Source organism: Bradyrhizobium sp. Ec3.3 (assembly GCF_000472925.1).
Lineage (GTDB): Bacteria > Pseudomonadota > Alphaproteobacteria > Rhizobiales > Xanthobacteraceae > Bradyrhizobium.
In genome coordinates this window covers 16,475-33,925 of the sequence record NZ_AXAS01000066.1, presented here as the reverse complement: position 1 = coordinate 33,925, position 17,451 = coordinate 16,475, and the positions used below count along the sequence as shown (strand labels likewise).

Sequence of the window (17,451 nt, the reverse complement as noted above, 5' to 3'; positions counted from 1 at the left end):
TCTCAATGGGCAAATTGGCGGCGATACTCCTCCAGTTTGCGTTGGAAATTCGGTTTCTCGAGTACGGCGCGATTGACGATACCGCTCGGAATCTGCCCGCGCTGAATGTCGAGCACAGCCCTGACATCGGCTGCGCCATTTCCGGCGAAGCACTGATCGGTCCAGCAAAGTGCGTGAGGCGTCACGATGACGTTGTCGAGTGCGAACAGCGGATCGGACGGATCGGTCGGCTCCTGCTCGAATACATCGAGGGCGGCGCCAGCGATCCGCCTTCTCGCCAGAACGTCTGTGAGCGCGTTTTGATCGACAATTGGTCCGCGCGCAGTGTTGATGAAGAAGGCGGTCTTCTTCATCAGGGCGAGGCGGTCTGCGTTCACGAGATGGCGTGTCTCGGCCGTCAGTGGACAGTTCACCGTAACGATGTCGGCGCGGGCGAAGAGGTCGTCGAGACCGACGAGTTCGACTCCCAGCGCGGCCGCCAGCTTGGAATCCGCAAATGGATCATGAGCGATGAACCTCATGTCGAACGGCTTGGCGAGCCGGAACAGTTCGGCTCCGATATTGCCGATACCGATCGAACCGAGCACCCTGCCGACCAGGCCAAAGCCCATATGCTCGCCACGGGCGGCAAAACCCGGCGGACCTTGCCGGGTAAGCTTATCCTTCACCATCAGCTTTCCGGCGAGTGCCAGAATGAAGGTCATGATCGACACTGCGACAGGGCGGCGCACGCCGTCCGGCGTGATCGCCAACGCGATGTCTGCGGCGGTACAGGTTGGCACATCCACCGTGTCATAGCCGACGCCAAAGCGGGCTATGATGCTGAGCCTGCCGTTTTTGGGGGCGCTTTCGGGCGCAAAGCGGTGAGCCAGCAGGATAAGTGCGTCGAAGCCTTCAAGATCGCTGCTGCGCAGAGGGTTGGCGTTATCCAGATAGGCCATTTCCACGCCGGGGGTCTCCAGCAGAGGCTTCAGATCGAAATCGGGGTAGACGGCCGAGCCGTCGGGCTTCCTGAAGTCACCTGAAAGGGCAACACGGAATGGCGCGTTCATGTCATGCATCCCTTCCGCAAGGTGGTGATTGCGGCCGTCAGCGCATCCCGAAGCACCCACACGTCACCCGAATAGCAGCAGAAATCGAAGCCTTGCTTGTAGAGCGATATGCCGACCTCGGTAGTTGGTACCAGGCGGCCGAGTGCTTTCTTGTGCTTCTTGGCGGCCGCAATCGTCTGCTCGACCGCCTTCAGAAATCTCGGATGGTCGAACTGGCCGGGGATGCCAAGCGATACTGACAGGTCGAAATGGCCGACCCACAGGCAGTCGACGCCATCGACGGCGGCAATCCCGTCGGCATTTTCGGCGCCTTCAGCCGTCTCGATTTGGCAGAACAGCGTTGTCCGTTCGTTGGCAGCCGCAAGCTTCTCGGGTACCGGGCCCTGCCCATAGGCATCATGCGCAATACTCAAGGCGACGCCACGTCGCCCGTCCGGATAATATTTCATGCAACTAACGACGGCCTCTGCTTCTGCGGCTGTGCTAACCATCGGGATCATGATCCCTTCCGCTCCAGCGTCGCAGGCGCGCGCAATGTGGTGATATTCCTTTGAAGGCACACGGACGATGGCCGGCAACCCTGCGGCTTCAAAATAGCGTGCAGCACTCTTGACTGTTTCGAAACCGAAGCCCGAATGCTCCAGGTCGAAAAGTGCGAAATCGCAACCCGCTTGTTTGAGGATATGGCCAATTCCAGGAGTGGCAAACTCGACGATGAAATGACCAAGCTTGGCCTCTGGCGTGCGGGTCATTTGCTTAAGTCCGGCACGAGCCATTGTTCATCCTCCCGTTTGGCGTCTGTTGTTCGATCCCTCGGAGTTGAGATCAAACCCATTCGACGTTCTTGTTCGCGATCAGGTTGGCGCTGGTCCTGTCCGCAAACCGTTCATTTGCCCGCCCTCCGGACCTTCCAGTAGAGCTTGCCAACCTGATCGAGGTGCGAGCGCATGCGGGCATCGGCAAGTTCCGGATCGTGTGCCTTGATCGCTTCGAAGATCGCGACATGCGCGTCGAAGGCGACGCGGTTCTGGCCGGGATAGCTGAGCGTCACACGCCTTTGGTCGACGAGCCAATCGATGATGGCTCGGTGCATGACCACATAGATGGGATTCTTGGGGATCGTAGCGATCGCGTAGTGAAATGTTATATCCGAGTCCTCAAAGCGTTGAACGTCACCAATGGACTTGTAGTTCGCGTCAAGCGCATCGCTCAGGTAACGGATATCCTTTGCTGTGGCGTTGCGTGCGGCATCACGTGCCAGGCCAGTCTCAAAGAGGGCACGCGCATCTTGGAAATGACGGACGCCGTCATCGTCGGAGAGCAGATATTTGGCACTGCTCGACAGCGACGTCATAACGACTTCAGCATTGGGCGCTGTGACCCGTGCCCGCGAACCCGCCCGGAGATCGACGAGCCCTGCGCGCTGCAGATGAAACAATGCCTCGCGGATGGCTGTCCGGCCAACGCCAAATTCCGCCATGAGCTGACGCTCCGATGGCAGCTCGGCACCAGCCACCAATTCCCGATCGCGTATCCTCTGCTCGAGGATATCGACAACCTGCTCAAAGAGACGCGATCGTTTGAGCTGAGGGGACATTGGTATACCTAGTATACCAGGGCAGGCTAGGTCCTGCTGTTGCCGCTGTCAATAAGCGCCATGATTGACGAAAGGCGTCCGAGGAGATGGGTCCAGACCTCAAGCGCAGCAAAGGCCGACAGCAAGCCTTCAATGCGAAGCGCCACACGCGGATCGGCGGCCTTTCGCAAAGCGGACTAATCAAACCATGCTTGCCTGCGTCGCCAATCGTGCATGATGACCGAACTGCCGTCAGGCCGCAGCTAGCAGGGACGGGACAAACAGCGGGGCCTCTCGACGAACTCGTGGCCATTATCGATTAGAATGAGGCAAGAGGAACGAACGCATTCCGTTGTCTCGGCCCGCCGAACCGAGGGAGCGTTGAGAGCCTGACGCATATGGTAGGATGGTCTTGGCCGACGTCCATCTACGGCAGATCAAGGTGAGGGGCCATCTTTCGCCATGCTGTGCCGCAGGGAAATGCTTTGGCCGAATAAAGATCGAAAGAGGACACGCTCATGCAGTGGCTCAAGGAAACCTTTCATGTCGACAAGCCGATCATCGCCATGTGTCACTTGCAGGCATTGCCGGGCGATCCCGGATATGATGCGGCCGGCGGGATGAGGAGAGTGGTCGAAATGGCCCAAGCCGATCTCGACCATCTTCAGAACGGCGGTGCCGACGCTGTAATGTTTTCCAACGAGTTCAGCCTTCCTTACCTGACCAAGGTACGTCCCGAAACCACCGTGGCCATGGCACGCGTCATCGGCGAGCTCATGCGCTTCATCAAGGTGCCGTTTGGTGTCAACGTCTTGTGGGATCCCATTGCTTCGATCGATCTTGCAGCCGCTACCGGAGCAAGCTTCATCCGCGAGATCATGAGCGGGGTGTACGCCAGCGATTTCGGGCTGTGGAATACCAATGTCGGTGAAACGGCGCGCCACAAGGCAAGGCTCGCCCCGAAGCTCAGGCTTTTGTTCAACATCGTGCCCGAAGCCGCCGCCTATCTGGGCGATCGCCCGATTGCGGATATCGCCCGCTCGACCGCGTTCAACAACCGGCCTGACGCCATCTGCGTATCCGGCCTCACCGCTGGCGCCGAAACAGACACCCAGGTCCTTTCCACGGTCAAAGCGGCCGTGCCGGGCACAGCCGTGCTTTGCAACACGGGTTGCCGGATCGACAATATCGAACGCCAGCTCGCCGTTTCGGACGGGGCAGTCGTGGGATCGACATTCAAGGTCGACGGCATCTTCGAGAATCCGGTCGATCCGGCGCGTGTCAAGGCCTTCATGGACAAGGTCAAAGCGATCCGCTCTGCCTCGCGCGCGGTCGCTTAGGAAATGTTCGCCCGATCCGGCAGCGGTGCCGGCTCGATCCAGATCCGCTGACCCGCAGAGGTCCGGTACCGGACCAGATTGGACCAAAGTGACGATTGACCAACGCAGCCTCACACGCATCGAGGCATGGACCAAAGAGCTCTGCCTGATACCTGGTCTTTCCGGCTACGAAGATCCGGTGAGCGACTACATCCGGGCCACTTTTTCCGACCGCCGCGTCGAGAGTCACGGCGATGCGTTCGGGAATCTGACCCTCACGGTGAAGGGGGAAGACCCCGCTGCTCCATCGGTGATGGTCTTCGCCCACACCGATCAGCTTGGCCTCGTGGTACGGCGGATCGAAGCGAACGGTTTCGTTCGGGTGGAACGGCTCGGGGGCGTGCCCGAACGTGTGCTGCCGGGCCTCCGCTTGGTGATCATGAACAAGTACGGTAGGCAGATCCCCTGCGTCGTCGGTGTCAAGGCACACCATGCCACGCCGCAAGACGAAAAGGGCCAGGTGCTCGGCTATGACAAGCTCTTCCTCGATCTCGGCGCCACATCGGCGGAAGAGGTGCGCGCCCTCGGCGTCGAAATCGGTGCGCCCGTCACGTACTGCCCCTCTTTCGAACGGTTGGCCGGTACCCGTGTGTCCGGAACGGCGATCGACGACCGCGCCGGCTGCGCCGCGCTTATGGACCTCGTGCAGAGACTTCTGGATGAACCCGTTCCCGCAACGCTGCATGCGGTCTTTTCGGTCCAGGAGGAGTTCAATCTGCGCGGCGCCATGCTTGCGGCCGGGCGTCTCGGGCCAGATGCCGCCATTTCGATCGACATCATGGTCGCCTCCGATACGCCTGATCTCGCGGAGCGCGGCGAACTGCAGCTTGGCGGCGGCCCGGCGCTTGGCCTCTACAGCTTCCACGGGCGCGGCACGCTCAATGGCACGCTTGCGCATCCCGCGCTCCTCAATCATCTCGTGGAGACAGCAGGCCGTGTGGGCATGCCGATCCAGCGCAGCGCTCACACCGGCTGCCTGACCGATTCCTCGTACGTTCAGCTCGTGGGTGAAGGAATTCCCTCCATCGATATCGGCTATCCGACACGCTACACGCATGCGCCGATCGAAACCTGCGACCTTGCCGATCTTGAACAGATAGCGGCACTGCTTGCACTGGCTCTGCGCGATATGAAAGCAGGCTTCTCCTTCGAACGGAGGAGATATTCATGCGCCACCTCCTAGGCATCGATATTGGCAGTTATTCCAGCAAAGGCGTCCTGCTTGATGAGGCCGGTACTATTCGGGCAACGGCGCAGCGCAAGCACGACATGCGTGTGCCGGGGCCAGGACTTGCCGAACATGATGCGCTGCAGGATTGGTGGGAGGGCTTTCGCACGCTGAGCCAGCGGCTGATCGTGGACAGTGGGATCAACCCGGCAGCGATCGCTGCTGTCGGGTGCAGCGGGATTGGCCCCTGTGCGCTGCCTGTGACAGAAGCCGGAAAGCCGCTACGTCCAGCCATCCTGTATGGCGTGGATACCCGCGCCGAAGCCGAAATCGAAGAGCTCAACGCTGAACTCGGCGCACCGGCCGTGCTGGCCCGAACCGGCAATCCGCTGACGACACAGTCTGTCGGCCCGAAGGTACGATGGCTTGCCAAGCACGAGCCTGACACTTTCCGCAAAACTGCGCGGATCGTCGGGTGTCCTACCTTTATCGTTCACCGATTGACGGGACGGTGGGTCGTCGATCACTACGGCGCGTCCTGCTACACGCCATTCTACGACCTTGCCGCCAAAGATTGGCATGACGAGACCATCGAACGGATTTGCCCGGTCGACTGGCTGCCTGAAATAGCCTGGACAACGGAGATTATCGGCCACGTGAGTTCTGAGGCCGCGCGCGAAACCGGGCTTGCCGCCGGCACGGCTGTGATCGCTGGCACCATCGATGCGGCGAGCGAAGCGATCAGCGTCGGTGTGCAAAAGGCGGGTGACCTGATGATCATGTATGGCACTACGGCCTTCTTCATCCAGGTCAATGCCGATCTTGTCGTCGACTCCCGTTTCTGGGCCGCGCCGTTTCTGTTCGAGAACACCTGGAGCGTCATGGGCGGGCTTGCGACTGGAGGCGGTCTCACCCAATGGTTTCGCAAGGAAATGACCGGACTTTGCGACGAGGATTCATCCTTCCAGACGTTGATGGAAGAGGCGCTCAAAAGTCCGCCGGGCGCAAACGGCATTTTGATGCTGCCCTATTTCAGTGGTGAGCGAACGCCAATCAACGATCCGCAGGCCAAGGGACTGATCTGCGGCCTGACGCTCGCGCACCGGCGCGGCGATGTCTATCGTGCGCTGATCGAGGGAATCGGGCACGCCACCCGGCACAATCTCGACGGCTTTGCCGAAATACAGCCGGCTCGAAGCATTTATGCCGCCGGAGGCGGCGTGCAGAATCCACTCTGGACACAATGCGTTAGCGACATTGCGGACGTCCGTCAGAATGTGCGCCGGCAGACGGTGGGTGCTGCGCTCGGATCTGCCTTTCTCGCAGGAATAGGGTGCGGGATCTTCGTGCCGGAGGATATCGACCGCATTAACCCGATTGTGTCTCAAATCGCGCCGAATGAGGCCAACCGCAATCGCTACGAGGTCGATCACGCCGCTTTCAAAGCGCTTTACGTCAACAACAGAGGTATGATGCGACGGTCCACGGCAAGCTAGTCGATGGGGCCGAAGGGAGCTGGCGTGGCTATCACGAGCGTGGCCGATCGCTTCAAGGACGGGCAACCAGCAAGGGCTGCACGTTTTCGCCACCTGCCATCAGGGGATTCGACGGCTCGAAATGCTCACGCAGCTCTCGCCTCCTGACGAGCGCGCGCGCACTGGCAAATGCATCTTTCAGACTTTCGGCTCGACGGAGCGCGACGTTGAAGAAGGCGTCACCGAAATAGGTCCACTTCGCCTTGTCCTCGCAGCCGAACGACGGATGATCGGCGTCGGCCGCTGTGATGACCAAGACATCGGGATTCGCGAGACGAGGGATGAAGACTCCAGAGTAGCAGGCCGAGATGATCACCACCTTGTGGCGCACGCCGGTCTTTCCGAGCATCTCGGCGAGACGGGATGGCGTGAGCGTTTGCACAAGCCGCCCAGCCTTGATTGCAAGGCCGTCTGGCGAGCCATGCGAGGTGAGAATCAAGAACAAAACGTCGTTCTCGGCGTCCAGGCGGCCAGCTGCAACCTGTAACGACCTGGCCAGCGTTTCGGCCGTAGCGCTGCCACCCTTCTTCGAATTGTATCGCACCTCGATCGGGCCAACTTCGAAACGATCTGCGACGACCTTGGCTGCACCGATCGCCTCGCTTTGAAACACGCCTTGATCGCCAAAAAGGCCAAAGGACACCACGCCGACCTTGTGGGCATCCTCGTTGGCATGCACGGTCGAAACCGAAAGCGTGAGGGCCAAGGCAAAAGCAACGAGCGGCGCGCCATGTCGCCTGATCCAGGACTTCGAGGTGATGGTGTTGGAGATCATGGTGAACCTCGCTTTCGGCTGGCAAAGGGCCAAAGATGTTCCGGTGCTCCGCCTGTTGGGCGACACCCCTTCATGTGCACGGCGTGTGCACCGAGAACCCGAAGAGGCGATTTCCGCTTCCAATTCATGCATATATGGTCCTAGAAGAGCCCAACACCGGAAGCTTGGCCAAAACCAGATTTCTCAATCGGTCCAATCATACAAAGGGCCGAGAGTAGAAATATCTCTCTAAAATGAAAAGCTTAGATCGCAAATTTTCCATTGCGCCCATCATGATGGAGCGGAGCGAGAGTTCAGGTGTTTCAAATGGTTGGAAGTGGGCGTGTGCACGATATGTGCACTGGGAGATCAAGAAAGATCTCATCACAGATAACGTGAGCAGGTCTTCCAATATAGGTAGCGCCGCACTGGAGCGGCGGACGTCGGTTACTTTGTTGGTCGACGATTTCGCCGAGGCGCTGAGTAGCAGAAGCGCCGTTCGCTCTGGCTTGCGCGGAAGGCGAAAAGGCCGCCGGTGGGCAGCGAGCACAGGGCGAACCTAACTTAAGCGGATATCTCTTAGCGGTCTCTCGCACACGCTAGCTGCACATAGAGCGCGGCAACCGACGGAGCGCAGGGGCGCCGCCATAAAAATTCGCTATGGCGGCAGACCGCAGTCGTGCTTCCCCAGCTGACGCACGTAAATCTATTTTTTACCGCTAGCCGCCGCCAAAATCGAAGAAGACCACGGAAGTGGCAGAATTTGGAGGACGCACATTTGCAGCAGCAACGGAGCGGGGACATGACGATCGAGTTGAGCCGGCGGGGATTTTGCATCGGAACGGCCCTTGTTGGACTGCAAGCCGTTTCCTCAAGCGCCTTCGCCCGAAGCGAGGATGGAACCGTCAAGCTCGGCCTCGTAGCGCCGATGAGCGGGCCGAATGCCCGCTATGGCGCTTTCTCGCTACGCGGCGCGCAAATGGCGGCCAAGGAAATCAACGATGCCGGCGGAGTCGGCGGGCGCAAGATCAACATCATGGCCGGTGACAGCCAGGGGACGCCGGTCGAGGGTGTCTCGGCGACGCGGCGGCTGATCGACCAGGATCAAGTCGACTTCATCATTGGCGACGTCTCGAGCTCGGTGACGCTTGCGATGCAGCCGGTGGCCGAGGATGCCGGCGTGCTCCTGCTCAATGCGGCGTCGTCGAATCCGAAGATCACCTACAAGGCGGGCGTCGGCGGCTTCAAATGGACCTACCGCAACTATCCGACCGACGAGAACCGCGCTTTGATCGTGCTGCAATACGCCGCCGAGAAGAAGGGGTTTACCAAATATGCTGTGCTCTCGGTCGACAGCGATTATGGGCGCGCGGCCATTGAGTTCACCAAGAAGTACCTGCCTCGTTTCAAGAGCCAGATCCTGACGGAAGACTACTACAAGGAAGGCGAAGTGGATTTCCGCAGCGTGCTGTCCAAGATCCGCGATTCCGGCGCCCAGGCCATCATCATGTACGGCAATGCCGATAGCACGCCCATCGTCGGGCGCCAGATGACGGAAGTCGGGATCGCCGGCAAGATTCCGCTGATCGGGAACGCCGAGTTCAATACGGCAAGCTCCATCAAGGCGGCGCCGAAGGCGCTCGAAGGAGCCATCGAGGCGGCGGCCTGGCTTCCGGCCTATGAGTCCGAGAAGAGCAAGGCCTTTGTCGAGAAGTTCACCGCCGAGTTCCGCGAGGCGCCCAATAACCACGCCTATGTGCACTGGGAGACCGTGCACCTGCTGGCCAAGGCGATCGAGCAGGCCCAGAGCATCGACCGCGAGAAGGTCCGCACCGCGCTGTCCAACATCCACTATGCGAGCGCGGTTGGCGAAGTGACCTTCGACGATCACAACCAGGCGCGCTTGCCGATGATCCTTCTCGAGATCGAGAATGGCAAGCCGGTCATCAAGGGAGCCTATTCGGCCGAGATCGACTATCCGAAATAGGGCAGCGCAACGGGATCAACATGTTCTACACGGTCATCGAGCAGATCGTTAACGGCATCGTATCTGGATCGGTCTATGCGATCGTTGCCGTCGGCATGACGATGATCTTCGGCGTGCTGCGCGCCATCAACTTCGCCCATGGCGAATACTATATGCTCGGCACCTTCGGGGCCTGGTTCGCGATCGACTATTTCGATCTGCCCTATCCTGCGGCGATCGTGATCGGCGTGGTGGCGACGGCGGTGATCGCCGTCGTCGTGGGCAACTTCGTGATGCAGCGGATCGTGGGAGCGCCCGCCGAGGCCGGCGTGTTAGCAACGCTCGGCGTCGCGTTAATCCTGCAGAACACCATCATCCTGGTGTTCGGCGGCAGCTACAAGTTCTTCTCCGGCGGTTATATCGAGCCGGTAAGCCTGTTCGGCTTCACGCTGGCCGAGCAGCGCATCCTGATCATCATCGTCGGCCTCATCGTGTTCGTCGGCCTCGAGCTGATGGTGACCTACAGCCGGATCGGCAAGGCGATGCGCGCGGTCTCGCAGAACATCGAGTGCTGCGCGGTGGTCGGCATCGACGTCCGCCATGTTGCGCTCTGGACCTTCATCCTCGGCGCCTGCCTTGCGGCGCTGTCGGGTGTGCTAACTGCGCCGGTGAATGTGAGCGTCTACGGCGGCATGGGCGAGCTCATCACCTTCAAGACGCTGCCGATCATCATCATGGGCGGGCTCGGCAATGTCCGCGGCACCTTCGTCGCGGCGATGATCCTTGGCATCGCCGAGAGCCTGGTTGCCACCTATGTCGGCCTGCAGTTCCGCGACACCGTCGGCTTTGCGACCCTGATGCTCGTACTGATGTGGCGTCCGCACGGGCTGTTCTCCGCGCAGGCGCGCTTCTGATCGCTGGGATGTGACATTGACCGAGATCGTCCGAGACCAGACCATGACATCAGCCGCAAGCCCGGCCGTGAGGAGGGGACCGGATCTCCGCATTCCCTTCGGCTTCGCGCTCGTCGCGCTGGCCTGTGTCGCGCCGCTGTTCCTCGGCAATTACCCGCTGCACGCGATCATCATCGCCCTGATCTTCCTGCTGCCGGCCCACGGTCTCAACCTGCTGCTCGGATACACCGGCCTGTTGTCGCTGGCGCAGGCGGCGTTCTTCGGCATAGGCGCCTATGCCTCCGCGTTGCTGGCGGTGCATTTCGGTACGCCGTTCTATCTGAATTTCCTCGCCGCCGGCCTCGTCACCGGCGCGATCGCGCTGCCGCTCGGGATCCCCGCCTTGAGGCTGCGCGCCACCTCCTTCGTGATGTGCACGTTAGGCTTCGTCATTATCGGCCAGGCCATCGCCAAGAACTGGATCAGCCTGACGCGTGGCGACATGGGACTGGCGGCGATACCAAAGCCTTACTTCGCACTGGGGCCGGCTTCGTTCACGGTCTCCGGCACCGTCGGCTTCTACTATCTGGTGCTCGCTATCGCTGCGCTGGCAACCCTGGCCGTCTATCTGATCGTTCGCTCTCCGGCCGGCCGCAACATGATCGCGATCCGCGAGAATGAGACGCTCGCTGAATCCGTGGGCATCCCTACCTGGCACTACAAGCTGGTCGTCTTCATGATCAGCGCCGTGTTTGCCGGGCTCGGCGGCAGCCTCTATGCGCATTATTTGACCGTGGTCAGCCCGCTGACATTCCAGATGTACTACTCGACGACGATGCTGATCATCGTACTCGGCGGCGGGGCGGGGACCATCTCGGGCGTCATCTTCGGCAGCCTGCTGTTCGTCGGCCTCACCGAAGCCCTGCGCGTCGCGCCGGAGCTGCGGATGATCGCCTACGGCTTCTTCCTGCTCGCCCTTGTGTTCTACTTCCCGAACGGGTTCGCTCCCTTGATCGGCCGCTTCTGGTCATTCCTCGAGAGGCGCAAATGAGCGGGCTGCCGATCCTCGACATCTCGGGCCTCTGCAAATCCTACGGCGCCGTGCGTGCGGTCGACGGCGTCGACCTGCATGTCGATCGTGGCGAGATCTGCGGGCTGATCGGACCCAACGGGTCCGGAAAATCGACCTTCTTCGACTGCGTGACCGGGCTTGCGAAGCCCAGCGCGGGAGCGGTGAAGCTCGATGGCCAGGACATCACGGGCTGGTCGCTGAACGACATAGCCCGCGAAGGGCGCATGCTGCGCTCGTTCCAGAAGACAGTGGTGTTCTCAGCGCTCGATATTGAGGAGAACCTCGTGATCGCCGGCCAGATGTTCACCTTTCCGGGGATCTGGTCGACCTTTGGCATCGGCGCCGCCGCGCGCAACCGCGTCACGGCCCTAAGGGAGAGGGCGCGCGAGCTGATCAAGATCGCCGGCCTCTGGGACGTGCGCTTCCAGCCCGCGGGCAAGCTCTCCGGTGGACAGCAGAAGCTGATCCAGTTCGCCTCGATGCTGATGCCCGAGCCGAAGCTCATTCTGCTCGACGAGCCGATGGCCGGCATTAATCCAAAGCTAATCGAGCGCGTGGTCGAGAGCATTCGCCTCGCCAACACCTCCTTCGGCGTCAGCTTCCTGATCATCGAGCACAATATCGACGTGGTGACGAGCCTGTGCAAGCGCGTGGTCGTGCTCGACCAGGGCCGCAAGCTTGCGGAGGGAACACCCGACGAAATCGTCCAGAACCAGGCGGTAAGGGAGGCCTATCTCGGTGGCTGAACCCTCTCTCTCGATCAAGGGTCTGCGCGCCGGCTATGGCTCGCTCGACATCCTCAACGGCGTCGATCTCGACGTGCCACAGGGCCAGTTCGTCGCGCTGATGGGGCCGAACGGCGCCGGCAAGTCGACGCTGCTCAAGACGCTCTACGGCATGACGACCGTCAAGGGCGGCAGCATCAACTGGCAGGGCAAGGACATCTCGGCCTTCAAGTCCCGCGCGATCCTGGCCGAGGGAATCTCCTGGGTGCCGCAGGGCCGCTGCAACTTTCCGGTGATGACGGTCGACGAGAACCTGCAGATGGCCGCCTACACACTGCGCGATGCCAGAGTGAAGGCGGAGCGCGACTATGTCTATGATCTGTTCCCGATCCTGAAGACGCGCCGGAATACGCTCGCCGGTAACATGTCCGGCGGCGAGCAGCAATTGCTCGAGGTCGCGATGGCCGTGCTGCAGCGGCCAAAGATCCTGCTGGTCGACGAGCCCTCGGTCGGCCTGTCGCCGACCGCGATCGGTATCGTGTTCGACGAGCTCTTGCGCATCAACGCAGCCGGCCAGACCATCCTGCTGGTTGAGCAGAACACCAAGAAGGCGATGGCGGTGGCTCAGCGCGCCGTCATCCTGCGGCTCGGCAAGGTGATCTGGGACGGTCTTCCCGCCGACATCACCCATGACGAACTCGGCGAGCTCTTCCTCACCGGCCGCATGCGCGGTGAGACCGACGTCGAACACTGACGCGATTAACAAACTAAAAGGACGATCACAGTGACGATCTTCGTGCCGGCCGCGCGCGTCTCGCGCATCAAGATATCTCCGACCACGGCGGCGTCCGCGCGGGTGCGCGAGCTGAAGGCCGCCGGCCGCGACATCGTCGACATGGCGATTGGCGAGCCTGATTTCGACACGCCCGATCACGTCAAGACGGCGGCTCATGAGGCGATCGATCGTGGCGAGACCAAATATACCGCCGTCAACGGCGCAGTTGCGCTGCGCAAGGCTGTGATCGCCGACTACAAGCGCCGCCTTGGGCTCGACTATGCGGACAATGAGATCTGCGTCGGCGGCGGCGCCAAGCAGATCCTGTTCCTGGCGCTGATGGCGAGCGTGGAGGAGGGCGCCGAAGTCATCATTCCCGCACCCTATTGGGTGTCCTATCCCGACATGGTCATCGCCAATGACGGCAAGCCCGTGATTGTTCGCTGCTCGGAGAACCAGGGCTTCAAGTTGACGGCCGAGGCGCTGGAAGCCGCGATTGCGCCGAAGACGCGCTGGCTGATCCTCAATGCGCCGTCGAACCCGACCGGCGCGGCCTATTCCCGCAGCGACCTCGAGGCGCTCGGTGCTGTGCTGCTTCGCCATCCCAATGTCCTTGTGCTGTCAGACGATATCTACGACCAAATCTGGTACCGCGACGAGCCTGCGACCACGTTGGCGGCTGCGGTGCCGGCCTTGAAGGATCGCATTCTGCTGACCAATGGCGTGTCCAAAACCTATGCCATGACTGGATGGCGGATCGGTTATGCCGCCGGCCCCGCGCCGCTGGTCGCGGCGATCAACAAGCTGCAATCGCAGATGTCTTCCTGTCCGTCGTCGATCAGCCAGGCGGCAGCGGCTCATGCGCTGACCAGCGACCAGTCGTTCGTGCGCGACAGCGTCAAGCTGTACAAGGAACGTCGCGACTACGCATGCGCGCGGCTGAATGCGATCCCGGGCCTGTCGTGCCTCGTGCCTGATGGCGCCTTCTACCTCTATCCCGGCTGTGCCGGCGTGATCGGCAAGACCACGCCAGATGGCAAGGTGATCGAGAACGATCTCGACTTCGTGCTCTATCTGCTTGACGGAGTCGGCGTCGCCGCCGTGCAGGGCGCGGCCTATGGCCTGTCGCCGTATTTTCGCCTGTCGATCGCGACCTCGATGGACGCGATCAAGGACGCCTGCGACCGGATCGAGCGGGCCTGCCGCGCCCTGCGCTGAGCGAAAACGGCGATCCCAGGAAGAAACTCATTGAAATCAAGGGGCTAGATAAAGGATAGTGTCGGCACAGATTTGAGGAATAGCGTTCGACAGAGATGAGCGTCGATTTCAGGAAGCTGAAGAGCTTTGTCAAAGTCGTCGACGCCGGCAGCGTCTCGCGCGCCGCCGGCCTGTTGCGGACGGCGCAGCCGGCGCTCTCCCAGCAGATCGCCGCGCTCGAGAGCCACTTCAAGCACAAGCTGCTGCTCCGCTCCAACCACGGCATCGTCCCGACCGAAGCCGGCCTGATCCTCTATCGCCACGCCCAGTTGCTGCTGAAGCAGATCGAACAGGCGCAGATCGATATCGATCAATCGACCAAGGCGCTGGCCGGGCGAGTGTCGATTGGCCTTGCGACCTATTCGGCATCGAGCACGCTGTCGCTGCCGATATTGAAGGAGATGTCGACGCTGCATCCGCAGATCATCGTCCATATCAATGACAGCTTTGGTCATGTACTGAGTGAGCTGATCATGACCGGCAGGATGGACATGGCCATGATCTACGGCTCCGGCCCGATCAAAGGCGTCAAGCTGCAACCGCTGTTTCGCGAAGAACTGTATCTTGTCTCGCGCGCCGGGCCGGCGGCGAAAAAGCCAGCGGATGAGCCGCTACCGCTGTCGGCGCTGGCCGACGTCAAGCTGCTGCTGCCGAGCCAGGGCCACTTTTTGCGGCGCCTGATCGATGAATCGCTTGCGCGGGCGCGAGTGACGCCGAATGTGACCTCTGAGATCGAGTCCGTCTCCGCGCTTGGCGCCGCCGTCACCGAGGGGCTCGGCTCGACCATCCTGCCGGCCTCGGTTGCGGCCGCCAGCGCGTCGAGCTTTGCCGGCGTCGAGGTGCGGCGGCTGGTGCGCCCCGCCATCGAGGCGACTGTCTCCTTGTGCGTCTCCGATCATCTGCCGCTGTCGGAGCCGGCGCTTGCCACGCGCGCAGTCCTGCTGACCGTCGTCGAGAAGCTGATGCGCAGCCATCCGCAGGGCATCCGGACCGTCTAGACAACACGCTTGCACTTCAAAGTGCCGCGCCTCGCCATGCTCGGCGGTTGCATCGCGCCGGTTTCGTCGAGCCATAAACAAAACCTATGGCGGCAGACCGGAGTTGTGGTGGTCGCGTGCGACCGCATTTCCTACCTTCGAATACGTCGTGGATTTGATCGCACGATCTGCAGGCGATTTCGACGGATCAGCATCGTCGTGAAGGCGATCGCTTCGAGGAAAAAGATGGCCAAGCTCGCATTCGATACCGGCGGCACCTTCACCGATTTCGCGCTGCTCGACGACAAGGGCGAACTTCATCTTCACAAAGTGCTGAGCACGCCAACCAACCCGGCCGAGGCCGTGGTTCGCGGGGTTTCCGAACTGCTCGCCGAGTTCGGCGACGTCGTCGATCTCGACAGCCTTCAGGTGCTCGGTGCCACCACCGTCGTCACCAATGCCGTGCTGGAGCGCAAGGGCGTCAAGACCGGGTTCATCTCGACGGCCGGCTTCCAGGACATGCTGCGCATCCGCAACGAGGGGCGCTACGATCTCTACGATCTGAATCTGAAGTATCCCGATCCGCTGGTGACCCGTGCCAACAGCTTTGGCGCGATCGAGCGGATCTCGGCTGACGGTGACGTCATCACGGCGCTGGAGGAGGAGACGGTCCGCGAGATCGCCGGTCGGTTGCGTACGGAAGGCATCAAGTCCGTCGCCGTCTGTCTGCTGCACGCCTATAAATATCCGGATCACGAGCAGCGCATTGCAGCGCTGCTGCGCGAGGAGGATCCCGATATCTTCGTGTCGTTGTCGTCCGAGGTCTGTCCGGAGGTTCGCGAGTTCGACCGTGCCTCGACTACCGTCGTCAATGCCTATACGCGACCGCAGATGTCGGGCCACGTCGCCCATCTCGAACGCGAATTTTGCGCCAGGGGCATCCATCGCCAGGTGCTCTGGATGACCTCGTCGGGCGGCCTCGTGCCGAGCAGCCGCGCCGCTGAGCTACCGGTGCGACTGATTGAATCGGGGCCGGCCGCCGGCGCCGTCGCCGCCGCTGAGTTCGGCCGTATCGCCGGCGAAGGCAGCGTGCTGTCCTTCGATATGGGCGGCACCACCGCGAAATTGTGCCTGATCCCGAACGGTGAGCCGACGGTCGGCACCGACCTCGAGGTCGCGCATTATCACCGCTTTCGAAAGGGTTCGGGCTTCCCACTGAAAATCCAGTCGATCCGCATGATCGAGATCGGCGCCGGCGGCGGCTCGATCGCGGCGAAGAATCCGCTCGGCCTGCTCGACGTCGGTCCGCGGTCGGCGGGGGCGTTGCCGGGGCCGGCGGCCTATCAGCGCGGCGGCACCGAGCCGACCGTCACGGACGCCGATATCCTACTCGGCTATATGGGCACCGAATCCTTCGTCGGCGGCTCGTTCAAGGTGTCGAGGGACGCCGCGCTCGCCGCGATGACGAAGCTCGCGGCCTCGCTCGACGTCAGCGTTTCTCGCTGCGCCTTCGGCATCCACGATCTCGTCAATGAATCCATGAGCAAGGCCGCGGCGGTTCACGCGACAGACCTCGGCGTCGATCCACGCAGCCTGCCGATGGTCGCCTTCGGCGGCGCCGGGCCGGTGCATGCCTATGGCATCGCGCGCAAGCTCGGCATCAGGCGCATCATCTGCCCGACCGGCGCCGGTGTCACGTCGGCAATCGGCCTCTTGATCGCGCCGGTCGCGGTTGATCTGTCCGCGAGCTTCCCGATGCAGGTCGACAATTGGGACTTTGCCGCGATGGATCGCCTGCTCGGCGATCTCTCGGCCCAAGGGGCTGAGGTCGTGCGCGCCGCCGGCGTTGCGCCGGAGACCATCACCAACAGCTACACGGTCGACATGCGTCACGTCGGCCAGGGCCACGAGATCACGGTCGCGCTGCCGGATCGCAGCCTGCCGCCAAAGCAATTCCATGAGGAGTTGCTCGCCAATTTCTACAAGCTCTATTGCGAGCTGTTCGGCCGCACCGTCGCGGGCTCGTCCGTCGAGGTGATCACCTGGCGCCTGCGCTCCAGCGGCGAGAAGGATCAGGTCACGCCGCCGCACACCCGCCACGCCGCCGAGGCCCGCAAGGGCACCCGCTCGGTCTATTTCAGCGAAGCCGGCGGCTTCGTCGATACGCCGGTCTACGACCACTACAAACTCCCCGTCGGCGAAGCGATCCAGGGGCCGGCGATCGTCGAGCAGCGCGAGTCGACCGCGGTGGTCGGGCCGAGCGGCACGGCGCATGTCGACATCAACGGCAATCTCGTGATCAACATCGCCTAAGGACTACGC

At 61.7% G+C, this 17,451-nt stretch carries 15 protein-coding genes; 11 read left to right on the top strand and 4 right to left on the bottom strand.

All coding sequences use genetic code 11. The features are described from left to right. Positions 1–2: 2 nt before the first annotated feature. The 3 genes from YUU_RS0138800 to YUU_RS0138790 all read right to left on the bottom strand — a co-directional run bounded on the left by YUU_RS0138800 (position 3) and on the right by YUU_RS0138790 (position 2,649). Positions 3–1,052, bottom strand: a complete 1,050-nt coding sequence (locus YUU_RS0138800) for an NAD(P)-dependent oxidoreductase (RefSeq protein WP_035664578.1) — start codon at positions 1,050–1,052, stop codon at positions 3–5. Beyond that, positions 1,049–1,828: an HpcH/HpaI aldolase/citrate lyase family protein gene (locus tag YUU_RS53225; RefSeq protein ID WP_063621807.1), complete on the bottom strand. Its 780-nt coding sequence runs from the start codon at positions 1,826–1,828 to the stop codon at positions 1,049–1,051. The genes YUU_RS0138800 and YUU_RS53225 overlap by 4 nt, the downstream gene beginning before the upstream one ends. A 110-nt stretch (positions 1,829–1,938) precedes the next feature. After that, positions 1,939–2,649: an FCD domain-containing protein gene (locus YUU_RS0138790; protein WP_035664576.1), complete on the bottom strand. Its 711-nt coding sequence runs from the start codon at positions 2,647–2,649 to the stop codon at positions 1,939–1,941. Positions 2,650–3,146: 497 nt separating this feature from the next. Between YUU_RS0138790 and YUU_RS0138780 the strand changes: the two genes are divergently transcribed. From YUU_RS0138780 to YUU_RS0138770, 3 genes are all read left to right on the top strand, one after another. Further along, positions 3,147–3,968 (top strand): BtpA/SgcQ family protein, encoded by an 822-nt coding sequence (locus YUU_RS0138780; RefSeq protein WP_027527123.1) that lies wholly within the window; start codon positions 3,147–3,149, stop codon positions 3,966–3,968. 178 nt (positions 3,969–4,146) lie between these two features. After that, complete coding sequence (locus YUU_RS0138775; protein ID WP_245288238.1) at positions 4,147–5,190, top strand: M42 family metallopeptidase; 1,044 nt, start codon at positions 4,147–4,149, stop codon at positions 5,188–5,190. After that, a complete protein-coding gene (locus YUU_RS0138770) occupies positions 5,175–6,671 on the top strand; it encodes an FGGY-family carbohydrate kinase (protein ID WP_027527121.1) in 1,497 nt (498 codons plus the stop codon). Before YUU_RS0138775 ends, YUU_RS0138770 begins: the two co-directional genes overlap by 16 nt. 52 nt (positions 6,672–6,723) lie before the next feature. Here YUU_RS0138770 and YUU_RS0138765 read toward each other — a convergent pair whose 3' ends face one another. Next, positions 6,724–7,485 (bottom strand): C13 family peptidase, encoded by a 762-nt coding sequence (locus YUU_RS0138765; RefSeq protein WP_245288237.1) that lies wholly within the window; start codon positions 7,483–7,485, stop codon positions 6,724–6,726. Positions 7,486–8,266: 781 nt separating this feature from the next. Between YUU_RS0138765 and YUU_RS0138760 the strand changes: the two genes are divergently transcribed. From YUU_RS0138760 to YUU_RS0138725, 8 genes are all read left to right on the top strand, one after another. After that, entirely contained in the window at positions 8,267–9,451 is a 1,185-nt protein-coding gene (locus YUU_RS0138760) for an ABC transporter substrate-binding protein (RefSeq protein ID WP_027527119.1), read from the top strand. 20 nt (positions 9,452–9,471) lie between these two features. Beyond that, positions 9,472–10,344, top strand: coding sequence for a branched-chain amino acid ABC transporter permease (locus YUU_RS0138755; RefSeq protein WP_027527118.1), 873 nt, complete (start codon positions 9,472–9,474; stop codon positions 10,342–10,344). Between the two features lie 43 nt (positions 10,345–10,387). Beyond that, complete coding sequence (locus YUU_RS0138750; RefSeq protein WP_027527117.1) at positions 10,388–11,374, top strand: branched-chain amino acid ABC transporter permease; 987 nt, start codon at positions 10,388–10,390, stop codon at positions 11,372–11,374. Further along, a complete protein-coding gene (locus YUU_RS0138745) occupies positions 11,371–12,141 on the top strand; it encodes an ABC transporter ATP-binding protein (RefSeq protein WP_027527116.1) in 771 nt (256 codons plus the stop codon). The genes YUU_RS0138750 and YUU_RS0138745 overlap by 4 nt, the downstream gene beginning before the upstream one ends. Continuing rightward, positions 12,134–12,874, top strand: coding sequence for an ABC transporter ATP-binding protein (locus tag YUU_RS0138740; protein WP_027527115.1), 741 nt, complete (start codon positions 12,134–12,136; stop codon positions 12,872–12,874). Before YUU_RS0138745 ends, YUU_RS0138740 begins: the two co-directional genes overlap by 8 nt. 30 nt (positions 12,875–12,904) lie before the next feature. Continuing rightward, complete coding sequence (locus YUU_RS0138735) at positions 12,905–14,113, top strand: aspartate transaminase (RefSeq protein ID WP_027527114.1); 1,209 nt, start codon at positions 12,905–12,907, stop codon at positions 14,111–14,113. Between the two features lie 95 nt (positions 14,114–14,208). After that, a complete protein-coding gene (nac, locus tag YUU_RS0138730) occupies positions 14,209–15,150 on the top strand; it encodes a nitrogen assimilation transcriptional regulator NAC (protein WP_027527113.1) in 942 nt (313 codons plus the stop codon). Between the two features lie 225 nt (positions 15,151–15,375). After that, positions 15,376–17,442: a hydantoinase/oxoprolinase family protein gene (locus tag YUU_RS0138725; RefSeq protein ID WP_027527112.1), complete on the top strand. Its 2,067-nt coding sequence runs from the start codon at positions 15,376–15,378 to the stop codon at positions 17,440–17,442. Positions 17,443–17,451: the final 9 nt, after the last annotated feature.